This window comes from Pseudomonas fluorescens, from assembly GCF_001648775.1.
GTDB classification, from domain to species: domain Bacteria; phylum Pseudomonadota; class Gammaproteobacteria; order Pseudomonadales; family Pseudomonadaceae; genus Aquipseudomonas; species Aquipseudomonas fluorescens_M.
In genome coordinates, this window is sequence record NZ_LVEJ01000001.1 from 523360 (window position 1) to 546077 (window position 22718).

20 protein-coding genes are annotated in these 22718 nt (G+C 60.4%); 10 read left to right on the forward strand and 10 right to left on the reverse strand.

What is annotated here, in order from left to right:
* The first annotated feature begins 1 nt into the window (after position 1).
* Positions 2-1792: a KinB sensor domain-containing domain gene (locus tag A8O26_RS02395; RefSeq protein ID WP_064116592.1), complete on the forward strand. Its 1791-nt coding sequence runs from the start codon at positions 2-4 to the stop codon at positions 1790-1792.
* Here the strand turns inward: A8O26_RS02395 and A8O26_RS02400 are convergent.
* The 7 genes from A8O26_RS02400 to A8O26_RS02430 form a co-directional block, all read right to left on the reverse strand.
* Positions 1789-3402: an EAL domain-containing protein gene (locus tag A8O26_RS02400; RefSeq protein WP_172828104.1), complete on the reverse strand. Its 1614-nt coding sequence runs from the start codon at positions 3400-3402 to the stop codon at positions 1789-1791. The two genes, A8O26_RS02395 and A8O26_RS02400, sit on opposite strands and share 4 nt — an antisense overlap.
* Before the next feature lie 76 nt (positions 3403-3478).
* Entirely contained in the window at positions 3479-4261 is a 783-nt protein-coding gene (locus tag A8O26_RS02405; RefSeq protein ID WP_064116594.1) for an N-acetylmuramoyl-L-alanine amidase, read from the reverse strand.
* A gap of 101 nt (positions 4262-4362) precedes the next feature.
* Entirely contained in the window at positions 4363-6444 is a 2082-nt protein-coding gene (locus tag A8O26_RS02410; RefSeq protein ID WP_064116595.1) for a GGDEF domain-containing protein, read from the reverse strand.
* Positions 6441-7319 (reverse strand): endonuclease/exonuclease/phosphatase family protein, encoded by an 879-nt coding sequence (locus tag A8O26_RS02415; RefSeq protein WP_064116596.1) that lies wholly within the window; start codon positions 7317-7319, stop codon positions 6441-6443. The genes A8O26_RS02410 and A8O26_RS02415 overlap by 4 nt, the downstream gene beginning before the upstream one ends.
* Positions 7320-7333: 14 nt before the next feature.
* Positions 7334-7975, reverse strand: a complete 642-nt coding sequence (locus tag A8O26_RS02420) for a thiol:disulfide interchange protein DsbA/DsbL (RefSeq protein WP_034152237.1) — start codon at positions 7973-7975, stop codon at positions 7334-7336.
* A 200-nt stretch (positions 7976-8175) separates the two neighbouring features.
* A complete protein-coding gene (locus A8O26_RS02425; RefSeq protein WP_064116597.1) occupies positions 8176-8787 on the reverse strand; it encodes a c-type cytochrome in 612 nt (203 codons plus the stop codon).
* A 30-nt stretch (positions 8788-8817) separates the two neighbouring features.
* A complete protein-coding gene (locus A8O26_RS02430) occupies positions 8818-9123 on the reverse strand; it encodes a c-type cytochrome (RefSeq protein ID WP_064116598.1) in 306 nt (101 codons plus the stop codon).
* 191 nt (positions 9124-9314) lie between these two features.
* On the opposite strand from A8O26_RS02430, the gene yihA reads away from it, so the two are divergent.
* Entirely contained in the window at positions 9315-9959 is a 645-nt protein-coding gene (yihA, locus tag A8O26_RS02435; protein WP_064116599.1) for a ribosome biogenesis GTP-binding protein YihA/YsxC, read from the forward strand.
* A 412-nt stretch (positions 9960-10371) separates the two neighbouring features.
* On the opposite strand, the gene polA is transcribed toward yihA, so the two are convergent.
* Positions 10372-13176 (reverse strand): DNA polymerase I, encoded by a 2805-nt coding sequence (gene polA / locus A8O26_RS02440; protein ID WP_064116600.1) that lies wholly within the window; start codon positions 13174-13176, stop codon positions 10372-10374.
* Between the two features lie 74 nt (positions 13177-13250).
* Between polA and A8O26_RS02445 the strand changes: the two genes are divergently transcribed.
* Positions 13251-13547, forward strand: coding sequence for a DUF2782 domain-containing protein (locus A8O26_RS02445; RefSeq protein WP_008081231.1), 297 nt, complete (start codon positions 13251-13253; stop codon positions 13545-13547).
* A gap of 61 nt (positions 13548-13608) precedes the next feature.
* Positions 13609-14562 carry a homoserine kinase gene (locus A8O26_RS02450; protein WP_064116601.1) on the forward strand — a complete coding sequence of 318 codons (954 nt, stop codon included), beginning with the start codon at positions 13609-13611 and terminating at the stop codon, positions 14560-14562.
* Positions 14563-14689: 127 nt separating this feature from the next.
* Here A8O26_RS02450 and A8O26_RS02455 read toward each other — a convergent pair whose 3' ends face one another.
* On the reverse strand, positions 14690-15610 hold the full coding sequence (locus A8O26_RS02455) for a zinc ABC transporter substrate-binding protein ZnuA (RefSeq protein ID WP_081265147.1): 921 nt from the start codon (positions 15608-15610) through the stop codon (positions 14690-14692).
* A gap of 66 nt (positions 15611-15676) precedes the next feature.
* Between A8O26_RS02455 and A8O26_RS02460 the strand changes: the two genes are divergently transcribed.
* From A8O26_RS02460 to A8O26_RS02475, 4 genes are read left to right on the forward strand one after another with little or no spacing between them, the layout of a single operon-like run.
* The gene (locus A8O26_RS02460) at positions 15677-16159 is read left to right on the forward strand and encodes a Fur family transcriptional regulator (RefSeq protein WP_007911760.1); all 483 of its coding nucleotides are present in this window, start codon (positions 15677-15679) and stop codon (positions 16157-16159) included.
* Positions 16159-16944 (forward strand): zinc ABC transporter ATP-binding protein ZnuC, encoded by a 786-nt coding sequence (gene znuC, locus A8O26_RS02465; protein ID WP_008081224.1) that lies wholly within the window; start codon positions 16159-16161, stop codon positions 16942-16944. Before A8O26_RS02460 ends, znuC begins: the two co-directional genes overlap by 1 nt.
* Positions 16937-17725 (forward strand): zinc ABC transporter permease subunit ZnuB, encoded by a 789-nt coding sequence (gene znuB, locus A8O26_RS02470; RefSeq protein ID WP_008081222.1) that lies wholly within the window; start codon positions 16937-16939, stop codon positions 17723-17725. Before znuC ends, znuB begins: the two co-directional genes overlap by 8 nt.
* A gap of 37 nt (positions 17726-17762) precedes the next feature.
* Positions 17763-18476: a PA5502 family lipoprotein gene (locus A8O26_RS02475; RefSeq protein WP_064116603.1), complete on the forward strand. Its 714-nt coding sequence runs from the start codon at positions 17763-17765 to the stop codon at positions 18474-18476.
* Positions 18477-18612: 136 nt separating this feature from the next.
* Here A8O26_RS02475 and katE read toward each other — a convergent pair whose 3' ends face one another.
* Positions 18613-20760 carry a catalase HPII gene (katE, locus tag A8O26_RS02480; protein WP_064116658.1) on the reverse strand — a complete coding sequence of 716 codons (2148 nt, stop codon included), beginning with the start codon at positions 20758-20760 and terminating at the stop codon, positions 18613-18615.
* A gap of 260 nt (positions 20761-21020) precedes the next feature.
* Between katE and A8O26_RS02485 the strand changes: the two genes are divergently transcribed.
* The gene (locus A8O26_RS02485) at positions 21021-22028 is read left to right on the forward strand and encodes a methionine ABC transporter ATP-binding protein (RefSeq protein WP_064116604.1); all 1008 of its coding nucleotides are present in this window, start codon (positions 21021-21023) and stop codon (positions 22026-22028) included.
* Complete coding sequence (locus A8O26_RS02490; protein ID WP_064116605.1) at positions 22028-22702, forward strand: methionine ABC transporter permease; 675 nt, start codon at positions 22028-22030, stop codon at positions 22700-22702. The genes A8O26_RS02485 and A8O26_RS02490 overlap by 1 nt, the downstream gene beginning before the upstream one ends.
* Positions 22703-22718: the final 16 nt, after the last annotated feature.

Genomic DNA, 22718 nt, shown 5'->3' on the forward strand with positions numbered 1-22718 from the left:
GATGAAACTGGCGATGAAGTTGCGCACACGCTTGTTCCTGAGCATTTCGGCACTGATCACCGTGGCCTTGCTCGGGCTGTTGCTCGGGCTGGTCAGCGTGATGCAGATGGCCGGGTCGCAGGATATGACGCTGCGTAACAACTTCGTCACTCTCGATTTGGGCCTCAAGCTGCGGCAAACCTTGGGCGATCAACTGGTCCTCATGCTCGCCGAAGAATCCGATCCGGTCGCGTTCGAGGCGTCCAAGCAGCAATACCTCAAGTTGCTGGATGAAGGCATCGCCCAAGAGCAGGTGGGTGATGGCCGCCATTACGGTTTCAGTCAGGCCAAGGCGGATTACCTGAGTTTTCTTCAGGCCTTCGATGTGTCCCGTGATCCGGCGGCTGCGTTGAGCAGCAACGCCAATCTCAGAGAGCGCTTCAATACGTTGCGCAACGGTTTGATCACCGAACACAAGCATGCGCTGGACAACATCAATGCGGTCCAGCATCAAGCGCGTGACCGCGCCTTGTTGATTGCCGGCCTGCTGGGATTTGTCGGATTGGCGGTGCTGATCATCGGTTTCATCACCGCCCACGGGATTGCGCGGCGTTTCGGCGCACCGATCGAGGCGCTGGCGCAAGCGGCAGACAATATCGGCCAAGGCAATTTTGAAGTGACCCTGCCGATTTCCTCGGCGATGGAAATGAATCAGCTGACCAAGCGTTTCGGGCTGATGGCCGAAGCGCTGCGTGAGCATCAGGCGACCAACGTCGATGAACTGTTGGCCGGTCAGCAACGCTTGCAGGCGGTACTCGACAGCATCGACGATGGTTTACTGATGATCGACCGTCAGGGGCATCTGGAGCACCTCAACCCGGTCGCTCAACGCCAGTTGGGTTGGGACGATGATCGCCTCGGCCAAGGCTTGGGCACGGCGCTGCAGCGGCCGGAGCTGGATGCACAGCTGCAACTGGTGTTGCGTGGCGGCACGCTGGAACGCGCACCGGAAGACTTGATCATCGAGGTCGACGGCGAATCACGCTTGCTGACCTACAGCCTGACGCCGGTCAGCCACACGCAGGGGCATATTCTCGGGGCGGTGATGGTCTTGCATGACGTCACCGAGCAGCGCGCCTTCGAACGCGTGCGCAGCGAATTTGTCCTGCGCGCGTCTCATGAGTTGCGCACACCAGTCACCGGCATGCACATGGCCTTCGGGCTGTTCCGCGAGCGGGCGAAGTTTGCCCCGGAATCACGCGAAGCCGATCTGCTCGACACGGTGAACGAAGAGATGCAGCGCTTGATGCAGTTGATCAACGACTTGCTCAACTTCTCGCGCTACCAGAACGGCTTGCAGAAACTCACGCTGGCGCCGTGTTCCATCGAAGATTTGCTGGAGCAGGCGCAGTTGCGCTTTGCCGAGTCGGCCGCGGACAAAGGCATCGCCTTGAATGTTGAAGTGCAGAGCCCGCTGCCGCGCTTGCAGGCGGATCAGGCGCAACTCGACCGCGTGCTCGACAACCTCATCGACAATGCCTTGCGCCATACCGCCCGTGACGGCCAGATTCGCTTGCAGGCGCGTCGTCACGGTGAGCGCGTGATCATCAGCGTCGAAGACAATGGCGAAGGCATCGCCTACGGTCAGCAAGGGCGAATTTTCGAACCGTTTGTGCAGGTCGGGCGCAAGAAGGGCGGTGCGGGACTGGGGTTGGCGCTGTGCAAGGAAATCGTCCAGTTGCATGGCGGGCGGATGGGCGTTTATTCGCGTCCGGGGCAGGGCACTCAGTTTTATATGGCGCTGGCGGTCTAAGCTTCATCGTCCATGCGTCGACCGGCAAGGCGTCGGCCACGGGTGATCAGTTCGATGAACTGCACCGCGCTCAGGGCATGTGCGAACAGCCAGCCCTGACCGAATTTGACCCCTTCACTGCAGAGCAATTGCGCTTGGGATTCGAGCTCGATGCCTTCGGCAATCACCTTCAGATCGAGTGCCTGGGCCATGTGGATGATGTGCGGGGCCACGCCGCTGCTGGCTGCGTCATGGCCAAGGGCATCGATAAAGGCCTTGTCGATTTTCAGGCAGTCGACCGGCAGGGTTTGCAGGTAGGCGAGGCTGCAATAGCCGGTGCCAAAATCGTCGATCAGCACCTGATGGCCAACATCGCGCAGCGCTTGCAGATTTTCCCGCGCGACCACCACATCAATCAAACCACGCTCGGTGACCTCGAAGGCAATCTGTCGTGCGGCGACGCGGTGCAACGTGAGCAGCCGCGCCATGACTTGGCCAATACGCGGCACCATGACGTCGCACGCGGCGAGGTTGACCGAGATGTACAGCGCTGGATTGGCGCGCAGCAACTGGCCGAGTTGCTCCAGCAAGCGTTGCAGGACGAAGTCGGTCATCTGACGGATCTGTCCGGTGTTTTCCGCCATCGGGATGAACAGGTCGGGGCTGGTCAGCGTGCCGTCCGGGCGGCGCCAGCGCAGCAAGGCCTCGGCGCCGACGCAGTTGCGGCTGTCGAGATCGAAGATCGGTTGATACAGCACCTGCAACTCGCCACGGCGGATCGCGCCGTGCAATTCGGCGTCCAGCGACTGGCGTTGACGCACCAGCAGAAATACCAGGAAGCCGACAATGGCGCCGGCGATGAGGCAGGCGGGGATCATCCACCACCAGACGGCGGGAATGTGCATGCCGCTGCGCGGGGTGATCAGCACCAGTTGGTATTCGGGGTTGTCGGTGGGCATGCGATAGATCAGCCGGGTTTGCGTCACCTGCAACGCATCGCGGCTTTTTGGCGGCCAATGTTCCGTGGGCGGCCAGGCCTGCTCCGTGCCCAGCACCGGTATGGCCCGGGTGCCGTGGTCAAGCACCACCAACAGGCTGCTGCCGGGCGACAGATCGACCATGTCGGTCAGGTGTCCGCGTGAAGTGGCCACGCGGAAATTGCCGCGCCCCAGCATCAGCGCGGCGCGGTTTTCATCCGGTTCGGTGGTGGTGTTCAGCCAATAGCTGTAAGTCGGGCCTTTGATATCAGGCGCGCGGACAACCGACAGACCTTCCTGGCGCGGGCGGTTGGAGCAGATTCGCGAGGAATCCATATAGGCGGCTTCATAAACGAAGCGATAGTTGAAGGTGACTTGCTGCAGCGTGGCGATCATTTCGTCGTCGCAGCTTCGTAAGGGCTGAGCTTCAAGATCGTCGAGGCTTTCGCGCAACTGGCCGAACAATTGTTCCAGACGGGCGAGGAAACGCTCGCCTTGCGCGTTCATCTCCTGGCTTTCGCTTTGCTCGACCTGGCGCATCGCCACGAACATACCGCCGGCGATCAGCAGGCTGGCACTGAGGACAGCCGCGATCATCGCCAAAAACCAGGGGCGATAAAACCAGCTACGCAGCGTCTCTCGGGTAGCAACCATCATGGAATATCCGAAGAATTACCAATGAGTTATAGCTGCTGATTGCAATTTCGCCCTGACCGTCGGGCGGGCGTCATTATTTTGTCTGATTGAGTACCAGCAACAGCGCGGCCGTTTGCGCGTCCGGCGTACCCTCGAAGTGCGAAGGGCGGAAGTGCATCTGGAAGGCGGCGAGGACATGGCGCGTGGCGACATCCAGCTCGCCGGTCTGCGGCGTGTCATACCCCAAGTGCGCCAACTGTGCCTGGAACCAGCTGACGCTCGGCAGTTCGCTGCTGTTGAACAGCATTTGCTGACGCGCTACCGCCTGTTCGTTCGGCCACACACCCAAGCCTTCAGCGGCGAGACGCTTCCATGGGAACAACGGGCCCGGATCGAGTTTGCGCAGCGGCGCGATGTCGCTATGGCCGATGATGTGGCGTGGGCTGATGCCGTTGCGTTTGCTGATGTCCTTGAGCAGGACGATCAGCGCTTGAATCTGTGCTTCGCTGTACGGATACCACAGACGCCCGGTCGGCGTGTCCTTGAAGCCCGGATTGACGATTTCAATGCCGATGGAGCTGGAGTTGAGCCACGTCCGGCCCTGCCACTGGCTTTCGCCGGCGTGCCAGGCGCGCTGGTTTTCGTCCATCAGCTTGTAGACGGTGGCGCTCTTGTCGTCGCCGATCAGGTAGTGGCTGCTGACTTCGCCATGGGTCAGCAGTTGCAGCGAACGCTCCAGCGACGCCGAGGTGTAATGCACGATCACGAACTGGATGCGGCTGTCGTAATTGGCCGAAGGATGGCTGGTGTCGTAACGCGGAGCGCTGGCACAACCGGCCAGAACGAGCAGCGACGCGAGGAGAGCAAAAAATTTCATGGCAGAAGACGGTACACGCAAGACAATAATGCAACAGTGTAACGTACTGCCTTGCGTCTCGACGGTCAGTGGGCGGATTTAAACAAAATGGCACAAATTACTCAGCCCAGTTCGACCCGGTTGCGCCCGGCATTTTTCGCTCGATACAGCGCCTGATCGGCTCTTTTCAATACCAGATCACTGTGTTCTCCGGCACGGAATGACGCCAGCCCCATCGAAATGGTGATCGTTACGCGCTCGCCCTTGAAGTGAAACGGGCAAGCTTCGATTGCCGCTCGCAATGTTTCCAGCAATTTTGCGCCGACCGCTGGCGGAGTGGCGGGTAGCAGCAAGACGAATTCTTCGCCGCCGAAACGGGCAATGAAATCGGAACCACGCAGGCGTTTGCGCAACACCGTGGCGATGATTTTCAACACCTTGTCGCCAGCGAGGTGGCCGTAGTTGTCGTTGATCCGTTTGAAGTGATCAAGGTCGAGCATCGCCAGGCTCAAGGTGTTGCCGTGCTGTTGCCACTGTTTGATTTCATGCTCGAGGCGTTCGCTCCACGCCGCGCGATTGGGCAGGCCGGTGAGCGGATCGATCAGGGCTTTCTGCCGCTGGACTTCAAGGTGTTCGCGGAAGCCCTGGGCTTCCTGCTCCATATGCGCCACGCGCTCAGACAGGCTTTTGAGCCGCGTGGCGACTTCCTGTTCGCGGGCGTCGCGCTGCTTCTGATGCTGATCCATGGTGCCGATCAGGCCTTCGAGATGATTCTCCAGCACTTGCTTGAGGTCATCCAGATCCGCCGCTTCCTGCACGCTGGTCTGTAAACCGTCGACTTGCTCGCGGATTTGCGTGTCCATTGCCCGCGCCGCCGAGCTGTTGTCGGCATGCCCTGCACTGGCGGCTTGCAGGTTGCTCTGAAACGCTTCGAGGCGTTCGTTGAGTTGCTGCAGATAGGCTTCGAATTCGTGCTGGCCGCTGTCAGTGATCGCCAGCATCAACGTCGCAAGATCGTCGAGGATCGGGATCAGTTCGTACCAGTTCAAACCGTGTTTCAGCCGTTCGCGCATGGCCTCGGCTTGCGGGCGGTGGCGTTCCGGCAGGGTCAGGTCGTCGAGCAGGCCGATGAGGGTGTCTTCGATGTGCTTGGCCACGGAGCTGTAGGACGGCTCCGGGGTGTCCGGCAGGGCGAACAGGATGTCGTGCTCGGGCTGCTCCGGGTCGATGGCCGCCAACGCCTGCGCAATCGGTTCGGGCAGCGGCAGGCTGTCGAGGATCAGCGGTGTCGGGTCGCCGGGGTGGATCAATTCGTCGGGGTTGAAGGCGGCAGCCATGGCCGGCGTCGGGGCGGCGCTTGGCGCAATCACAGTCTCGGGTTTGAGTTCGACGGCGGGGGCTTCGACCGTAACAGGGGCCACTTGGTGGGGGACGCTGGGCGGTATGAAGGCGACGACGTCAGGTTCCGGCATTGACTGGGGGACCGGCGAGGACGGCGCAATCGTGGGTGCAGGAGGCTGGACCGTAGGCGCGGCGCTTATGGGCTCCGAAACAGCGGCAGGGTGCACGGGCTCTGGCGTTGGCTCGGGCTCGGACTCTGCCGCGACAGGCGTTTGCACTTCACGCGTTACCGCAGCCGGCGCAGCTGCTTCTGCGCTCGGTGCTGGCGCTTCTTCGCTGTCGCGTGTACCAAACAGACGCTGTAACAAGCCAGGACGTCCAGGCTCTGGCGGCGTCTCCAACTGACTTAATGCCTTGCCCTGCAAACCGCTGAGCTCACTCAGCAGCAATGGCATCTCCCGCGCCGAACCGACACGGCCATCCAGTTGTTTGGCGAATTTTTTCAGCGGCTGGGCGACTTCACGCGGCAGTGGCAACGCCTGCAACTGCGTGACCAGCGATGTCAGCGCGCTGCTGACCTGATCGATGCGGGTTTCGCGGCGTTGCTCGGAATCGAGCACGGCTTTTTCCAGGCGCGGCAGCAGAGCGGCGAGGCCAGCGTCCATGTCGTCGGTGCGCACCACGTCGCGCATCTCTTTCATGCACTGATCAACGACCTTGTCAGTGCCCTCGGCGGCCAGCGTGCTGCGCACCAGGCCGCGCCGCAGCAAGTCGAGCCTGGCGGCCCAGCGGCGTTCGAGCTTGTCCTGCTGTTCGATGCTTTTGAGGTACTTCTCTTTCCAGCGCTGGGCGTCGTCGCTCATTCAGGGGTTCCGCGAGGGGCAGGACTCAACGCGGGCAATGCATCGGCCGTGAGCGAACCCGGCAGACGAATCTCTACCGCGACCGGCAGGTGATCGGAAATCGGTTGTGCCAGCACTTCGACCTTTTCCAGGGTCAGGGTCGGGCTGAGCAAAATATGATCAAGGCAACGCTGCGGGCGCCAGCTGGGGAAAGTCGCTTCCACCTGCGGGGCGAGCAAGCCGAGATCGCGTAACGGTGACTGGTGTAGCAGATCGCTGGCATGGGTGTTCATGTCGCCCATCAACACTTGGTGTTTGTAGCCGCCAATCAGCTCGCGAATATAGCCCAGTTGCAGGCTGCGCACACGGGCGCCGAGGGCCAGATGCATCATCACTACCACCAACGCTTCCGGGCCTTCGCCGAAACGCAGGAGGATCGCACCGCGACCTTTCGGGCCGGGCAGCGGGTGGTCTTCGATCGCCCACGGCTTAAGACGACTGAGCACGCCATTGCTGTGCTGGGCCAGTCGACCGAGGTTGCGATTGAGTTGTTGATACCAGTAGGGGAAGGCGCCGAGGTGCGCCAGGTGTTCGACTTGATTGACGTAGCCTGAGCGCAGGCTGCCGCCATCGGCTTCCTGCAAGGCGACCAGATCGAAGTCGCCGAGCAGGTCGCCGATCTTTTGCAGATTGCCCGAGCGCCCGGTGTGCGGCAGCAAGTGCTGCCAGCTGCGGGTCAGGTAATGCCGATAACGCTCGGTGCTGATGCCGACCTGGATATTGAAACTGAGCAAGCGCAGACGCTGGTCTGCTGGCAGGCCCGTGGATGCCAGGTGATGCTCGTTGACCTGCGGATCATGCAGGCCAACGGTGCGTTCGGTCTTCCAGCGGCGCATGGCGGTTGCCGCGCTTAGTTGGCAGCAGCCTTGGTTGCCGCTCGCTCTTTGGCGACCAGTTGATCAGCCAGTTGCAGCGCTTGCTCGGCACCACCGGCAGAGCCGATGTCGAAGCGGTATTTACCGTTGACGATCATGGTAGGTACGCCAGTGATTTCGTACTTCTTGGCCAGCTCGCGAGCTTTTACGATCTGACCTTTGATGGCGAACGAGTCGAAAGTGGCGAGGAACTTGTCCTTGTCCACGCCTTGGGTGGCGAGGAAGTCAGCCATGTCGTTCTTGTCGGTCAGCTTCTTGTGTTCTTTCTGGATCGCGTTGAAGACCGCCGCGTGGACCTTGTGCTCGACACCCATCGCTTCCAGGGTCAGGAACATTTGGCCGTGAGCGTCCCACGGGCCGCCGAACATGGCCGGGATACGCACGAAGTTGACGTCCGATGGCAGTTTCTCGACCCATGGGTTGATCACCGGCTCAAACGCGTAGCAATGCGGGCAGCCATACCAGAACAGCTCGACCACTTCGATCTTGCCAGGCTCTGCAACCGGCACCGGGTTGGCCAGTTCCACGTAAGGGGCGGCTGGGGCTTCAGCGGCTTGAGCGGTCACGCCGAACAGGCTGGCAGCGACGAGAGCGGCGCTGATGATCAGATTACGCATGCTTTACTCCTGGACAATTTTGGTCGCCTCGCGCGACCTGTTTTCAGACAGATCCTGGCGGGCATGAGTTCTGTAGTGTAACGGCAGCGGCCACAAAAAAGGGCGGCCAAAGCCACCCTTTTTATACTTGCTGCGACGGATTAATCGAGCGTTAACATTGCAGGAGATGTCCATCCCCTGCAGCGCTCAATCCGCGGGCCTTAGTGCAGGCCTTGAATGTAGCTTGCGACTGCCGCGATGTCTTCGTCGCTCAGGCGCTTGGCGATGGTCTGCATGGTCATGGTGTCGCCGTCGTTGGTGCGGCCGCCTTCTTCCTTGCGGAAATCGGTCAGTTGCTTGGTGATGTATTGAGCGTGTTGGCCACCCAGGTGCGGGAAGCCGGCCGCGGCGTTGCCGGCGCCTTTCGGCGAGTGGCAGCCGGTGCAGGCTGGCAGGCCTTTGGCGAGGTTGCCGCCACGGAACAGCGCTTCACCGCGCGCGACGATCTTCGGATCGGCGGCGCCGACGCTGCCTTTCTGGCTGGCGAAGTAGGCGGCGATATCGGCCAGGTCCTGATCGCTCAGGTTGGTCAACAGACCGGTCATTTCCAGAACCGTGCGCTTGCCCGACTTGATGTCGTGCAGTTGCTTGGTCAGGTAGCGTTCACCTTGACCGGCCAGTTTTGGAAAGTTTGGCGCCATGCTGTTCCCGTCCGGGCCATGGCAGGCTCCGCATACGGCGGCTTTTGCCTGGCCTGCTGCGGCATCACCGGCAGCATGGGCGAAGCCTGAGATTCCCACGGTCAACAGCAGACTCACGATCAATTTGTTCATCAGCTAATCCAACTACGGCTAAGGGTTAAGTTATGGACCGGGCTTACTCGCGCTCATCAAAAGGATGATGGCTTGGTAATCCTCGGCACTGCAGTCCATGCACAAACCACGCGGCGGCATCGCCTTGAAACCCTGGGTCACGTGTTGCACCAGCGTCCCCATACCTTTCGCCAACCTCGGCGTCCAAGCTTCCTGATCGCCTCTTTCGGGCGCCATGGGTAGTTGGCCGGAATGACAGGCACCACAAACACGGTTGTACACAGCTTCCGGATCCTGTGTAGCCTGTGCGCTGTAAAGCGGCATCAAGACTCCGGCAGCCAGCAGCCATTTCGTCATAAAACGACCTTTTCAGGGTTGAGAGCGTTCTGCGTTCTAATGCGCAATAAAGGTCTGTCGCTCTCGTGAACTTCATCCTTCGCTGGGACAAAGCACACACAAAATCTGCGGCATTATATACTGGCGTCACTGAAACGGAAGCGACACCGCGTTCCGCGCCCAATCCCGGCGCCGCCCACATCGGAAATCCCATGCAACTCAAGAATCCCATCCTCGGCCTGTGCCAACAGTCCACGTTCATGCTCAGTGCCGCCAAAGTCGATCAATGCCCTGACGACGAAGGCTTTGAAGTAGCGTTTGCCGGCCGTTCCAACGCCGGCAAATCCAGCGCGCTGAACACCCTGACTCACGCCAGCCTGGCGCGCACCTCGAAAACCCCGGGTCGCACACAGCTGTTGAACTTCTTCAAGCTAGACGAAGATCGGCGTCTGGTCGACCTGCCGGGCTACGGTTACGCAAAAGTACCGATCCCGCTGAAGATGCACTGGCAGCGTCACCTTGAGGCTTACCTCGGTGGCCGCGAGAGTTTGAAGGGTTTGATTCTGATGATGGACATCCGTCATCCAATGACCGACTTCGACCTGCTGATGCTCGACTGGGCCGTTGCCGCCGGCATGCCGATGCACATCCTGCTGACCAAGGCCGACAAACTCACCTACGGCGCCGCCAAGAACACCCTGCTCAAAGTGCAGTCGGAAATCCGCAAGGGCTGGGGCGATCTGGTCACCATCCAGCTGTTCTCCGCGCCAAAACGCATGGGCCTGGAAGAGGCCTACACTGTATTGGCAGGCTGGATGGAACTCGCAGACAAAGGCGCCGAGGCGGTAGCCGAGTAAGTCGGGATTGGGAAAAATTGGTTGTAGTGTGGTCAGGCAAGGCAAAGGTGATGCTCAAAAGCGGAGTTTAGGGGACCTAAATGAGCATTTTGAGTAGCGCCTTTAACGCAGCATGGCCGCGCTACAGCCGATTTTTGGGCAAAAAAAGCCCCGGATTTCATTGGGGAGGGAGAAATTCCGGGGTTTAAGTTCCGAACCGCTAGGGCGGGGTTCAGATATCTGCCAACACTTAACACAACATAGGAGCATCGAAGGGCTTCACCAGCCATTCAGTAACTCTGAGTAGTGTCCTTCCAGATTAGTTCAGAATTTTTTCAAAAAGCTTTGGAATAATCCCAAGTGCTTTTTGAAATAAGCAGGTTTTACCGGCATTGCCGCGACATCGAGTCGCGGCAAACTGTGATCAAAAGGCTCAGTGAGCCTCATCCCAATTGTTGCCCACACCCACTTCGACCAGCAGCGGCACATCCAGTTTCGCCGCTTCGCTCATGTGCAGGCGAATCTCGGCGCTGACCCGCTCGACCAGATCCTCGCGAACCTCCAGCACCAGTTCATCGTGTACCTGCAGGATGACGCGAGCGTCCAGCCCGGACGTCGCCAGCCAGTTATCCACCGCCACCATGGCTTTCTTGATGATGTCGGCAGCGGTGCCCTGCATCGGCGCGTTGATCGCCGTGCGCTCGGCGGCGGCGCGTTCCTGCGGCTTGTTCGAGTTGATCTCCGGCAGGTACAGGCGACGACCGAAGAAGGTTTCGACATAACCCTGATCCGCCGCCTGTGCGCGGGTGCGATCCATGTATTCGCGAACGCCTGGATAGCGGGCGAAGTAGGTGTCGATGTAAGCCTTGGCCGTCTTGGTGTCGACGCCGATGTCCTTGCCGAGCTTCTGCGCGCCCATGCCGTAGATCAGGCCGAAGTTGATCGCCTTGGCGCCACGGCGCTGATCGGAGGTCACTTCGTTGAGTTCGACCTTGAATACTTCGGCAGCGGTGGCGGTGTGCACGTCCAGATTGTTGCGGAAGGCGTTCATCAGGCCTTCGTCCTTGGACAGGTGCGCCATGATCCGCAGTTCGATCTGCGAATAGTCCGCCGCCAGCAGTTTGTAGCCTTTCGGCGCGACGAACGCTTGGCGGATACGGCGGCCTTCAGCGGTACGCACCGGGATGTTCTGCAGGTTCGGATCACTGGAGGACAAGCGACCGGTCGACGCAACCGCCTGATGATACGAAGTGTGGATGCGCCCCGTGCGCGGGTTGATCTGCTCCGGCAGGCGATCGGTGTAAGTGCTTTTCAGCTTGCTCATCGAGCGGTGCTCCATCAGCACCTTCGGCAAACGGTGATCGTCTTCAGCGAGTTTCGCCAACACTTCTTCAGCGGTCGACGGCTGACCCTTGGCGGTCTTCTTCAGCACTGGCAGGCCGAGTTTCTCGTAGAGAATCACGCCCAGTTGTTTCGGCGAGCCAAGGTTGAATTCTTCCCCGGCGATTTCGAACGCTTCGCGCTCCAGCGCCACCATCTTGTTGCCCAGCTCGATGCTCTGGATGCCGAGCAGCTCCGCATCAACGAACGCGCCTTGACGCTCGATGCGCGCCAGCACCGGCACCAGCGGAATTTCGATGTCGGTCAGCACGCTGGCCAGGCTCGGGATGGCGCTGAGTTTTTCGAAAAGCGTCTGGTGCAAGCGCAGGGTGATGTCGGCGTCTTCGGCAGCGTACGGCCCGGCCTGTTCCAGGGCGATCTGGTCGAAGGTCAGCTGCTTGGCGCCTTTGCCGGCGATGTCCTGGAAGCTCACGGTCGTGTGATCCAGATACTTCTGCGCGAGGCTGTCCATGTCGTGGCGGGTCGCGGTGGAGTTGAGCACGTAGGACTCAAGCATCGTGTCGAAGGCAATGCCGCGCACGGTGATGCCGTTGTTCTGGTCGCCACCGATGGCGCAGTTGGCCAGGATGTTCATGTCGAACTTGGCGTGTTGGCCGACCTTGAGCTTGCTCGGGTCTTCCAGAATCGGCTTGAGGGCGCGCAGCACGGTGTCGCGATCCAACTGGTCCGGCACGCCGATGTAGGAGTGGGTCAGCGGAATGTACGCGGCCTCGTTGGCCTGCACGGCGAACGACAGGCCGACCAGTTGCGCCTGCTGCGCGTCGATGCCGGTGGTTTCGGTGTCGAAGGCGAACAGCTTGGCGTTGTTCAACTTTTCCAGCCAGACATCAAAACGCGCCTGATCGAGGATCGTCTCGTAAGCAGCTTCGGTCGGAGCAGCGGGCGTTTCGATATCTGGCGCGCTGAACAGATCGCCGGCCGGCGCAGGCTCAGCGGCCGCGCTCAGTTCGAGACGCTTGGCGTCGCGATCCAGATCATTGATCCAGCTTTTGAATTCCAGCAGCGAGTACAGCTCGTAAAGCTTGGCCGGGTCTTCCGCGCCCATTTGCAGATCGTCGAGTTCGACATCCAGCGGCACGTCGACCTTGATGGTCGCCAGTTGATAGGAGAGGAACGCCATCTCCTTGTGCTCTTCGAGCTTGGCCGGCAGGGTTTTTGCGCCGCGAATCGGCAGGGTCGGGACGATGTCGAGATTGGCGTACAGCTCGGTGAGGCCACCGTTGACCCCGACCAACAGGCCGGAGGCAGTTTTCGGGCCGATGCCCGGAACGCCCGGAATGTTGTCGGACGAATCGCCCATCAGCGCCAGATAATCGATGATCTGCTCCGGTGCGACGCCGAATTTCTCCTTCACGCCTTCGACGTCCATCGAACTACCGGACATGGTGTTGACCAAGGTAATGTGGCCGTCGACCAGTTGCGCCATGTCCTTGTCGCCGGTGGAGATCACCACCGGGCGATCCGCCGCCGCGCTGCTGCGGGCGAGGGTGCCGATGACGTCGTCGGCCTCGACGCCTTCCACGCACAGCAGCGGGAAACCGAGGGCGATCACGCTCTGGTGCAGCGGCTCGATCTGCACGCGCATGTCGTCGGGCATGCTTGGACGGTTGGCCTTGTATTCGGCGTACATTTCATCTCGAAATGTCCCGCCCTTGGCGTCGAACACCACGGCGAACGGGCTGTCCGGGTACTGCTTGCGCAGACTCTTGAGCATGTTCAGCACGCCTTTGACCGCACCGGTCGGCAGGCCTTTGGAGGTGGTCAGTGGTGGCAGTGCGTGAAAGGCGCGGTACAGGTAAGACGAACCGTCCACCAGGACGAGGGGGGCTTGGCTCATGAGCAGGATCAACCTTTTCGGCGGGTCCGGCGCTAGAATAGCGGGACCGTTGACGACAAAGGGACAAGGTTATCATGCGTACGTTAAATCGCTTGCTGCTGGTCGGTCTGATTGCTGCCTCACCGTTGGCCGCGATGGCGGCGGATGATGCGCCCGCCTCGGAGCCGGAAGTTACCATCAACACGCACACGGAAGGCGACAAGGTCATCCAGGAATACAGTCGCAGTGGCTTCGTCTACGCGATCAAGGTCACGCCGAAGGGTGGCAAACCGTATTTCCTGGTGCGCGCCGATGGTACGGACGCGAACTACATTCGCTCCGACCAGCCGGATATGCTGATTCCGTCGTGGGAAATCTTTACCTGGAAGTAAGATTCCCGACTTTTAATCGGCGTCGCCTGAGCGCGACGCCTGAACTGAGCAGTTTTTAACCATGTCTGTGTTCACTCCCCTGGCTCGGCCCGAGCTGGAAACCTTTCTCGCCCCTTACGGGCTTGGCCGTCTGCTTGATTTCCAGGGGATCGCCGCCGGCAGCGAAAACACCAATTTCTTTATCAGCCTGGAGCAGGGCGAATTCGTCCTGACCCTGGTCGAACGCGGCCCGGTGCAGGAGATGCCGTTCTTCATCGACCTGCTCGACGTGCTCCACGAAGCCGATCTGCCGGTGCCTTACGCACTGCGCACCACCGACGGCGTGGCGTTGCGTGAGCTGAAAGGCAAACCGGCACTGCTGCAACCGCGCCTGTCCGGCAAGCACATCAAAGTCGCCAATGCTCAGCATTGCGTGCAGGTCGGCGAATTGCAGGCGCATCTGCACCTGGCGACCCAGGGCGAGCGCATGATCAAGCGCAAGACTGATCGTGGTCTGGACTGGATGCTCGAGGAGGGCACGGAGTTGCTCTCGCACCTGAGCGATGAGCCGCGTGCTTTGCTGCAAAAGGCCCTGGATGAAATCACCGAGCGCAAAGACAAGATTCTCGCGCTGCCTCGGGCGAACATTCATGCCGACTTGTTCCGTGATAACGCGATGTTCGAAGGCACGCACCTGACCGGGCTGATCGACTTCTACAACGCCTGTTCGGGGCCGATGCTCTATGACGTGGCGATTGCCTTGAATGACTGGTGTTCGGACGAGGACGGTTTGATCGATGGACCGCGAGCCCGCGCGTTTCTCGGCGCCTATGCAGCGTTGCGCCCGTTCACGGCGGCGGAGGCCGAGTTGTGGCCGACCATGCTGCGTGTGGCGTGTGTGCGGTTCTGGTTGTCGCGGTTGATCGCGGCGGAGCAGTTTGCCGGGCAGGATGTGTTGATTCACGATCCGCGAGAGTTTGAACAGCGGTTGGCGCAGCGGCAGCAGGTGCACACACCGCTACCGTTTGCCCTCTGAGTTAATTCTGGAAGCCAACACGAACCTGTGGGAGCGAGCTTGCTCGCGAAGGTGGCGGTACATTCAGCATTTGTTTAGCTGACCCACCGCTTTCGCGAGCAAGCTCGCTCCCACAGGGTTTGAGTTGTTACAACGATTCCAGGCACCCGACCAGATCGTTACCCAACTTTTCCAGCACCTGCTCATAGCCCTGAGCCGTCGCCGGGGTGTACCCGCCCAACGCATCCAGTTCAGCCAGTTTCACCGGCAGGCCAGCGACCAAGGTTTCGGCCAAGCGCGGACGCAACGGCGGCTCGCTGAACACACAAGTCTTGCCCACTTCCTGCAAACGCTTGCGCATTGCTGCGACATGTTGCGCGCCCGGCTGCACTTCAGCGGCCACGCTGAACACTCCGGTGTGCTTCAGGCCGTAAGCCTCTTCAAAGTAATCAAACGCCTCGTGAAAGACGAAGTACGGCTTGCCTTCAACACTGGCCAAACGCTGCTTCAAGCGCAGATCCAGTGCATCCAGACGCTGATCAAACGCCTTGGCGTTGCTCTGATAACGCTCGGCGTTGGCAGGATCAGCGGCGCTGAGGTCTGCGGCCATTTTGTCGGCGATTACCCGCGCATTGACCGGCGATAACCACAAATGCGCATCCAGCGTGCCCGGGCGGTGATCGTGATCATGCTCGTCGGCGTCTTCGGCGTGGGAATGGCTGTCTTCAGCGAAACGCCGCAGCTTCATCCCCGGCAGATCCTGCACGGCGACGCTCGGCAGCGTACGACCGTTCAGCACACGCGGCAGGAAACCTTCCATGTCCGGACCGATCCAGTAGAGCAGATCCACCGACTGCACCTTCCGTACGTCGGATGGCCGCAGGGCGTAATTATGCGGCGAGGCACCCGGCGGCAGCAGCACTTCAGGAATCGCCACGCCGTCCTGCACGGCCGCTGCAATCAGCTGCAACGGTTTGATGCTGGTGAGGACTTTGACCTCGGCCTGAGCCGAACCGATCAGCAGAAAACTGGCGACAAAAGCCACAAAAACAGAAAAAAGTCGGGACACGATGACCACTCAAGGAGGCGAGAACGGGTAACATAATAACGTCTCTATCAAAACTCGTCGCCGCCCATGCCTATTACACCGATTGCCAGCCGTCCCCACGACCACTCTCATTGCGTGCACAGCGCTTTGTCCGAGGCCGATACCTTGTGCGCCCAGAAAGGCTTGCGCCTGACCGCGTTGCGCCGCCGGGTGCTGGAACTGGTGTGGCAGAGCCACAAGCCGCTGGGCGCCTACGACATTCTCGCCGTGCTGAGCGAGCAGGACGGCCGCCGCGCCGCGCCGCCGACCGTTTATCGCGCACTGGATTTCCTGTTGGAAAACGGCCTGGTGCACCGCATCTCCTCGCTCAACGCCTTCGTCGGCTGCGTACACCCGGAGCACGCGCATCAGGGCCAGTTCCTGATTTGCCGCGATTGCCACGCCGCCATTGAACTTGAGCAAAAAGTGATCAGCGACGCGATCATCAACAGCGCCAAGGACGTCGGTTTCATTGTCGAAGCGCAGACCGTCGAAGTCGTCGGCCTGTGCTCCGGTTGCCAGGGGGCTTGATGAGCAATGCGCTGATCCGTCTGGAACAGGTCGCCGTCACGTTTGCCGGGCAGACCGTACTGGACAACATCGAACTGAGCGTCGAGCCGGGGCAGATCGTCACCCTGATCGGCCCCAACGGCGCCGGCAAGACCACGCTGGTGCGCGCCGTGCTCGGGCTGTTGAAACCGGACAGCGGCAGCGTCTGGCGCAAACCGAAACTGCGTGTCGGCTACATGCCGCAAAAACTCCACGTTGATCCGACCTTGCCGCTTTCAGTGCTGCGCTTTCTGCGGCTGGTACCGGGCGTTGACCGTCCGCGTGCGTTAGCGGCATTGAAAGAAGTCGGCGCCGAACACGTTATCGACAGCCCGGTGCAAAGCGTTTCCGGCGGCGAAATGCAGCGCGTGCTGCTGGCGCGGGCGTTGCTGCGCGAACCGGAATTGCTGGTGCTCGACGAGCCGGTACAAGGCGTCGACGTCGCCGGGCAAGCCGAGTTGTACAGCCTGATCACCCGTCTGCGCGACCGCCATGGCTGCGGCGTGCTGATGGTGTCGCATGATTTGCATCTGGTGATGAGCACCACCGATCAGGTGGTCTGCCTCAACCGTCACGTTTGCTGCTCCGGGCACCCCGAGCAGGTCAGCGGCGATCCGGCGTTCGTCGAGCTGTTCGGCAAGAACGCGCAGAGCCTGGCGGTTTATCACCACCATCACGACCACGCTCACGACCTGCACGGTTCGGTGGTCAAAGGGCCGGTTATTGGCCAACCTCACGTTCACGGAGACAACTGCAAGCATGGCTGATTTTCTGTTGTATGCCCTGCTTGCAGGTCTGGCGCTGGCGCTGGTGGCCGGGCCGCTCGGTTCGTTTGTCGTCTGGCGGCGCATGGCCTATTTCGGCGACACCCTGTCCCACGCCGCGCTGCTGGGTGTGGCGCTGGGCTTTTTGCTGGATGTCAGCCCGACCGTTGCGGTCACCGTTGGCTGCCTGCTGTTGGCGGTTTTGCTGGTGACCCTGCAACAGCGTCAACCGCTGGCGTCTGACACGCTTTTGGGAATTCTCGCACCGAGCACGCTCTCTCTCGGCCTGGTGGTACTAAGCTTCATGCATGAAGTGCGGATCGACCTGATGGCCTACCTGTTCGGCGACCTGCTGGCGATCAGCCCGACCGATCTGGCGTGGATCCTCGGTGGCAGCGCGGCGGTGCTGGTGTTGCTGGTGACGCTGTGGCGGCCATTGCTGGCGATTACCGTGCACGAAGAGCTGGCCAAGGTTGAGGGCCTGCCGGTGGCGGGCCTGCGCATGGCACTGATGCTGTTGATTGCGGTGGTGATCGCGGTGGCGATGAAAATCGTCGGTGTATTGCTGATTACGTCGCTGTTGATCATCCCGGCGGCTGCGGCACAGCGTCACGCCCGCTCGCCGGAGCAGATGGCCGTGGGCGCGAGCCTGCTGGGCATGCTCGCCGTGTGTGGCGGGCTGGCGCTTTCGTGGTTCAAGGACACCCCGGCGGGGCCGTCAATCGTTGTGACGGCGGCCGCACTGTTTCTGCTGAGTTTTGTTCTGCCCCGCCGTGGGGTGTAGACTTGGCCGCTTTTTGCGCAAATAGAGAGTCGCAGGAATGAAGCCGTTCGCCTCCCGTTATCTGCTCCTTGTCGCATTTTCAGTGCTGCTGGGCGCCTGCCAAAGCACGCCGCCGGTGGCCGAAGCCCCCGATGCGCGGGCTACGGCCATCGCACAGCTGGAGCAAAGCCTGGCCAGCAGCGAACTGGCCACCGCCGAAGACCAATTGGCCGCTTTGCAGAAAGAAACCCCAAACGATCAATCCCTTGAGCAATACCAGCGGCAGCTTGCCGAAGCGTATTTGCGTCGCAGCCAGATCGTGCTGCAGAAAGGTGATGTGAATGCCGCCGCCACCGCATTGAGCCGTGCCCGTGCGTTGATGCCGAAAGCGCCGGCGCTGACCGGTGGTGTTAACGGTGCAATTACCGAAGCGCGCAAGGCTGAGCTGGAAAAGGCGGAAGCAGCGCTGTTGGCAGCTGAAGCCAAGCCGAAAGCCAAGGTGATCGATCCGACTGCCGAAAGCACCACGGTTGCGTTGAACATCACTGATAGCCGCAAACTTCGCCGTCAACTGGATGCGATCGCCGCTGATGTGGTGAATTATGAGTGTGGGGTGACGATTCAGGCACCACGGACGAATGACTATCCATGGTTGGCGACGTTGCTGACCAAGCGTGTGAAGAAGTTGAATCCGGATTTTGATCTGAAGATTGTGAAGCAGACCGTACGCACCGTACCGGCGCAGATGGTTCTGAGTCCGCGTAAACCCTAAAAAGCTTCGTCGGAACGCCGCCCGGAGCAAGCTCGCTCCCACATTTGATCTCGGTCTGACACAAAATCTGTGATCAACCATATCCCTTGTGGGAGCGAGCTTGCTCGCGAAAGCGTCCTTTCAACCAACGAAGATCTTAAGCTGGAATGGCCTTCGCCTTAGGCTCCCGATCCCAAACCCGATGCTGCCCGATCGCCGTAAAGAACGGCTTGGTCAACGCCGGCACATCCTTGCCCTGCAGCAACCCCGCATCCGCTTCCAGTTTCAGCAGATCCTGCAACTGCTTGGCATCCCCGTGTAGCGCAATCGCCTTCAAATGCTTGTACGCCTCCAGCAGGTAATGCAACGCCACACCATCGCCGCTCAATGCCTTGATCGACGCCGCGCCACCCGGCACAAACACCGCATCGAAGATCACCGATGGCATGCCTTCCATCGAGGCGTCCACTGGCAGGCTTTTGCCGTCCGCTGTTTTCACCGGCGCCGAAGTCGGCCCCAGTAACTTGGCATGCGCACCTTCAGCCGCCAATGCTTTCTTCATCGCATCAATCGCCGCACCATCGACGCCGTTAGCCACTAGAATGGCCACTTTTCGCGTCTTGATATTCTCTGGCAACAGGTTCGCCTGGCTCAACGCCGGCGAATGATCGAAAGACACCTTACGTACATCCACCGTGCCTTTGCTCGGCGCCGGCAGACCCAGGTTGGCCGCCACACGCTTGGCCAGTTCCAGATCGATGTTGGCCAGAATCTCGTTCACTTCCCGTGCACGGATATGCTCACGCTCCACCTTGCCCAACTCAAAGCTGTAGGCGGCAATGATGTGCTCCTTCTCGTGATCGCTCATGCTGTTGAAGAACAGAGTCGCCTGAGAGAAGTGATCGCTGAACGATTCGCTGCGCTGGCGGATCTTGTTCGCATCGATGCGCTCTGGATAACTCTCGAAACCTCCATCCTGCGCAGCTGGCGGCGTTTCTTTCGGCCAGCCACCATCAATCGAGTTCGGCTCGTAAGAGGCACGGCCCTTGTCGATCACCGTGCGGTGTTGCGCATCACGCTGGCCATTGTGGAACGGCGCCACCGGGCGGTTGATCGGCAGCTCATGAAAGTTCGGCCCGCCGAGTCGGCTGATTTGCGTGTCGGTGTAGGAAAACAGCCGACCTTGCAACAGCGGGTCATTCGAGAAGTCGATGCCCGGCACGATGTGGCCAGGGCAGAACGCAACCTGCTCGGTCTCGGCAAAGAAGTTGTCCGGGTTGCGGTTCAACGTCATTTTGCCCAGCGGGGTGATCGGCACGATTTCTTCGGGGATCAGCTTGGTCGGGTCGAGGATGTCGAAATCGAAGTCGTGCTCGTTTTCCTCCTCGATGATCTGCACACCGAGTTCCCATTCCGGGTAGTCGCCCATCTCGATCGCTTCCCAGAGGTCGCGACGGTGGTAGTCAGTGTCTTTGCCGGCAAGCTTCTGCGCCTCGTCCCACACCAGCGAGCAAGTGCCGGCAGTAGGGCGCCAGTGGAATTTGACGAAGCGCGATTTGCCTTCAGCGTTGATCAGCCGGAAGGTGTGCACGCCGAAGCCCTGCATGCTGCGCAGGCTTTTCGGAATGGCCCGGTCGGACATCGCCCAGATGACCATGTGTGCCGACTCCGGCACCAGCGAGACGAAATCCCAGAAGGTGTCGTGGGCCGAGCCGCCAGTCGGGATTTCATTGTGCGGCTCAGGTTTCACCGCATGGACGAAGTCGGGAAACTTGATCGCGTCCTGAATGAAAAACACCGGCATGTTGTTGCCGACCAGGTCGAAGTTGCCTTCATCGGTGAAGAACTTCACCGCGAAGCCACGCACGTCACGCACGGTATCGCCGGAACCACGCGGGCCCTGCACCGTGGAAAAGCGCACGAACACCGGCGTCTTTTTCCCCGGATCCTGTAGGAACCCGGCCTTGGTCAGCGTCGAATGGTTCTCGTAGGCTTGAAAGAAACCATGGGCGCCAGTGCCGCGCGCGTGGACGATGCGTTCCGGGATCCGCTCATGGTCAAAATGCGTGATTTTTTCCCGCATGATGAAGTCTTCAAGCAACGATGGTCCGCGCGGGCCGGCCTTGAGGGTGTTCTGGTTGTCGGCAACCTTGACCCCCTGATTGGTGCGCAGCGCTTGGCCGGTGGCATCGGAGCGGAATTTTTCGAGGCTATCGAGTTTGGCGTTGGTGTTGGTGTTGGCGCGATCCGGGGTATCGGTTCCGGCCATCTGGCTTTTATCGGTCGTAGGCTTCTTGCTCATCAGTCGTAAACTCCTCGGTTGACCCCGATGCTTGCCGGGGACTCTTGAGTGGTTCCCAGGCACGGCACCCAGGGTTTTCAAGTCGCTTACTTAGTGACTGATGGGCTGCTTTGGACGTTCCTTTTTTATGACCTTTGATCTTGTTATTGCTAAATCGAAGGTTAGTTACGAAATAAATGCTAAGAACCTCTATACGGACAGGCTAAAATGCGCGCCCGGCTAACCGCTGATCCTTTTCTAACGCGCCCCACAAGGTTCGCTACGTGATCGAGTTTCAAAACGTCCACAAGACTTACCGCGTCGCCGGTAAGGACATTCCCGCGCTGCACCCGACCAGTCTCTCTATCGAGAACGGGCAGGTGTTCGGCCTGATCGGCCATTCCGGCGCGGGCAAAAGTACCCTGCTGCGTCTGATCAATCGCCTGGAAGACTCCAGCGGCGGCAAGATCTTCGTCGACGGCGAAGAAGTCACCGCGCTGGACGCCAACGGCCTGCGCCGTTTCCGCCAGCAAGTCGGGATGATCTTCCAGCACTTCAACCTGCTCGCCTCCAAGACTGTGGCCGACAACGTTGCGTTGCCGTTGACCCTGGCTGGCGAACTGTCGACCAGTGAGATCGACCAGCGTGTCGCCGAGTTGCTGGCGCGGGTCGGTCTGTCCGACCACGCCAAGAAATACCCGGCGCAATTGTCCGGCGGCCAGAAGCAGCGCGTCGGCATCGCCCGCGCCCTGGCGACCAAGCCGAAGATTCTGCTGTGCGACGAGGCCACCAGTGCCCTCGACCCGCAGACCACCGCGTCGGTTTTGCAACTGTTGGCCGAGATCAACCGCGAACTGAAACTGACCATCGTCCTGATCACCCACGAGATGGATGTGATCCGTCGCGTCTGTGATCAAGTGGCGGTGATGGACGCTGGCGTGATCGTCGAGCAAGGTTCGGTGGCCGATGTGTTCCTGCATCCCAAGCACCCGACCACCAAGCGCTTCGTTCAGGAAAGCGAGCAGATCGACGAAAGCGAACAGCGCGATGATTTCGCTCACGTGCCGGGGCGCATCGTGCGTCTGACCTTCCAGGGCGAAGCGACCTACGCGCCGCTGCTCGGTACCGTCGCCCGCGAAACCGGCGTCGACTACAGCATCCTCGCCGGTCGTATCGACCGCATCAAAGACATTCCGTACGGGCAATTGACCCTCGCCGTCACCGGTGGCGACATGGAAGCGGCTTTCGCCCGCTTCACCGCCGCTGACGTTCACATGGAGGTATTGCGCTAATGGAAGACCTGATCAGTTTCTTCACCAACATCGACTGGTACGAAATCTGGCTGGCCACTGGCGACACGATGCTGATGCTCGGTGGTTCGCTGCTGTTCACCGTGCTGCTCGGCCTGCCGCTGGGCGTGTTGCTGTTCCTCTGCAGCCCGCGTCAGTTGCTGGAAAGCCGTGGCCTCTATGCGTTCATGTCGCTGGCGGTGAACATCCTGCGTTCGCTGCCGTTCATTATTCTGTTGATCGTGATGATCCCGTTCACCGTGCTGATCACCGGCACGTCGCTGGGCGTGGCCGGTGCGATTCCGCCGTTGGTCGTCGGTGCGACGCCGTTCTTCGCGCGTCTGGTGGAAACCGCGCTGCGTGAAGTCGATCGCGGCATCATCGAAGCGACCCAGTCGATGGGCGCGACCACGCGGCAGATCATCGTCAACGCCTTGCTGCCGGAAGCCCGCCCGGGCATCTTTGCGGCGATTACGGTGACGGCGATTACACTGGTGTCCTACACGGCGATGGCCGGTGTGGTCGGCGCCGGTGGGTTGGGTGACCTGGCGATCCGTTTCGGCTACCAGCGTTTCCAGACCGACGTGATGATCGTCACCGTGGTGTTGCTGCTGATTCTGGTGCAAGTGCTGCAGATGGTCGGTGATCGACTGGTCGTGCATTTCTCGCGCAAATAACCGGTTTTTGTAATCA

Excerpts from the sequence above, each read along its gene's own strand:
- A8O26_RS02415 (WP_064116596.1), bottom strand. The coding sequence starts at position 7,319 with ATGCGCCGCTGGAAGACCGAACGCACCGTTGGCCTGCATGATCCGCAG.
- znuB (WP_008081222.1), top strand. The coding sequence starts at position 16,937 with ATGGCTGATTTTCTGTTGTATGCCCTGCTTGCAGGTCTGGCGCTGGCG.
- A8O26_RS02405 (WP_064116594.1), bottom strand. The coding sequence starts at position 4,261 with ATGAAATTTTTTGCTCTCCTCGCGTCGCTGCTCGTTCTGGCCGGTTGT.
- polA (WP_064116600.1), bottom strand. The coding sequence starts at position 13,176 with ATGAGCCAAGCCCCCCTCGTCCTGGTGGACGGTTCGTCTTACCTGTAC.
- znuC (WP_008081224.1), top strand. The coding sequence starts at position 16,159 with ATGAGCAATGCGCTGATCCGTCTGGAACAGGTCGCCGTCACGTTTGCC.
- A8O26_RS02425 (WP_064116597.1), bottom strand. The coding sequence starts at position 8,787 with ATGAACAAATTGATCGTGAGTCTGCTGTTGACCGTGGGAATCTCAGGC.
- A8O26_RS02445 (WP_008081231.1), top strand. The coding sequence starts at position 13,251 with ATGCGTACGTTAAATCGCTTGCTGCTGGTCGGTCTGATTGCTGCCTCA.
- A8O26_RS02475 (WP_064116603.1), top strand. The coding sequence starts at position 17,763 with ATGAAGCCGTTCGCCTCCCGTTATCTGCTCCTTGTCGCATTTTCAGTG.
- A8O26_RS02420 (WP_034152237.1), bottom strand. The coding sequence starts at position 7,975 with ATGCGTAATCTGATCATCAGCGCCGCTCTCGTCGCTGCCAGCCTGTTC.
- A8O26_RS02430 (WP_064116598.1), bottom strand. The coding sequence starts at position 9,123 with ATGACGAAATGGCTGCTGGCTGCCGGAGTCTTGATGCCGCTTTACAGC.
- A8O26_RS02460 (WP_007911760.1), top strand. The coding sequence starts at position 15,677 with ATGCCTATTACACCGATTGCCAGCCGTCCCCACGACCACTCTCATTGC.
- yihA (WP_064116599.1), top strand. The coding sequence starts at position 9,315 with ATGCAACTCAAGAATCCCATCCTCGGCCTGTGCCAACAGTCCACGTTC.
- A8O26_RS02400 (WP_172828104.1), bottom strand. The coding sequence starts at position 3,402 with ATGGTTGCTACCCGAGAGACGCTGCGTAGCTGGTTTTATCGCCCCTGG.
- A8O26_RS02410 (WP_064116595.1), bottom strand. The coding sequence starts at position 6,444 with ATGAGCGACGACGCCCAGCGCTGGAAAGAGAAGTACCTCAAAAGCATC.
- A8O26_RS02395 (WP_064116592.1), top strand. The coding sequence starts at position 2 with ATGAAACTGGCGATGAAGTTGCGCACACGCTTGTTCCTGAGCATTTCG.
- A8O26_RS02490 (WP_064116605.1), top strand. The coding sequence starts at position 22,028 with ATGGAAGACCTGATCAGTTTCTTCACCAACATCGACTGGTACGAAATC.
- A8O26_RS02450 (WP_064116601.1), top strand. The coding sequence starts at position 13,609 with ATGTCTGTGTTCACTCCCCTGGCTCGGCCCGAGCTGGAAACCTTTCTC.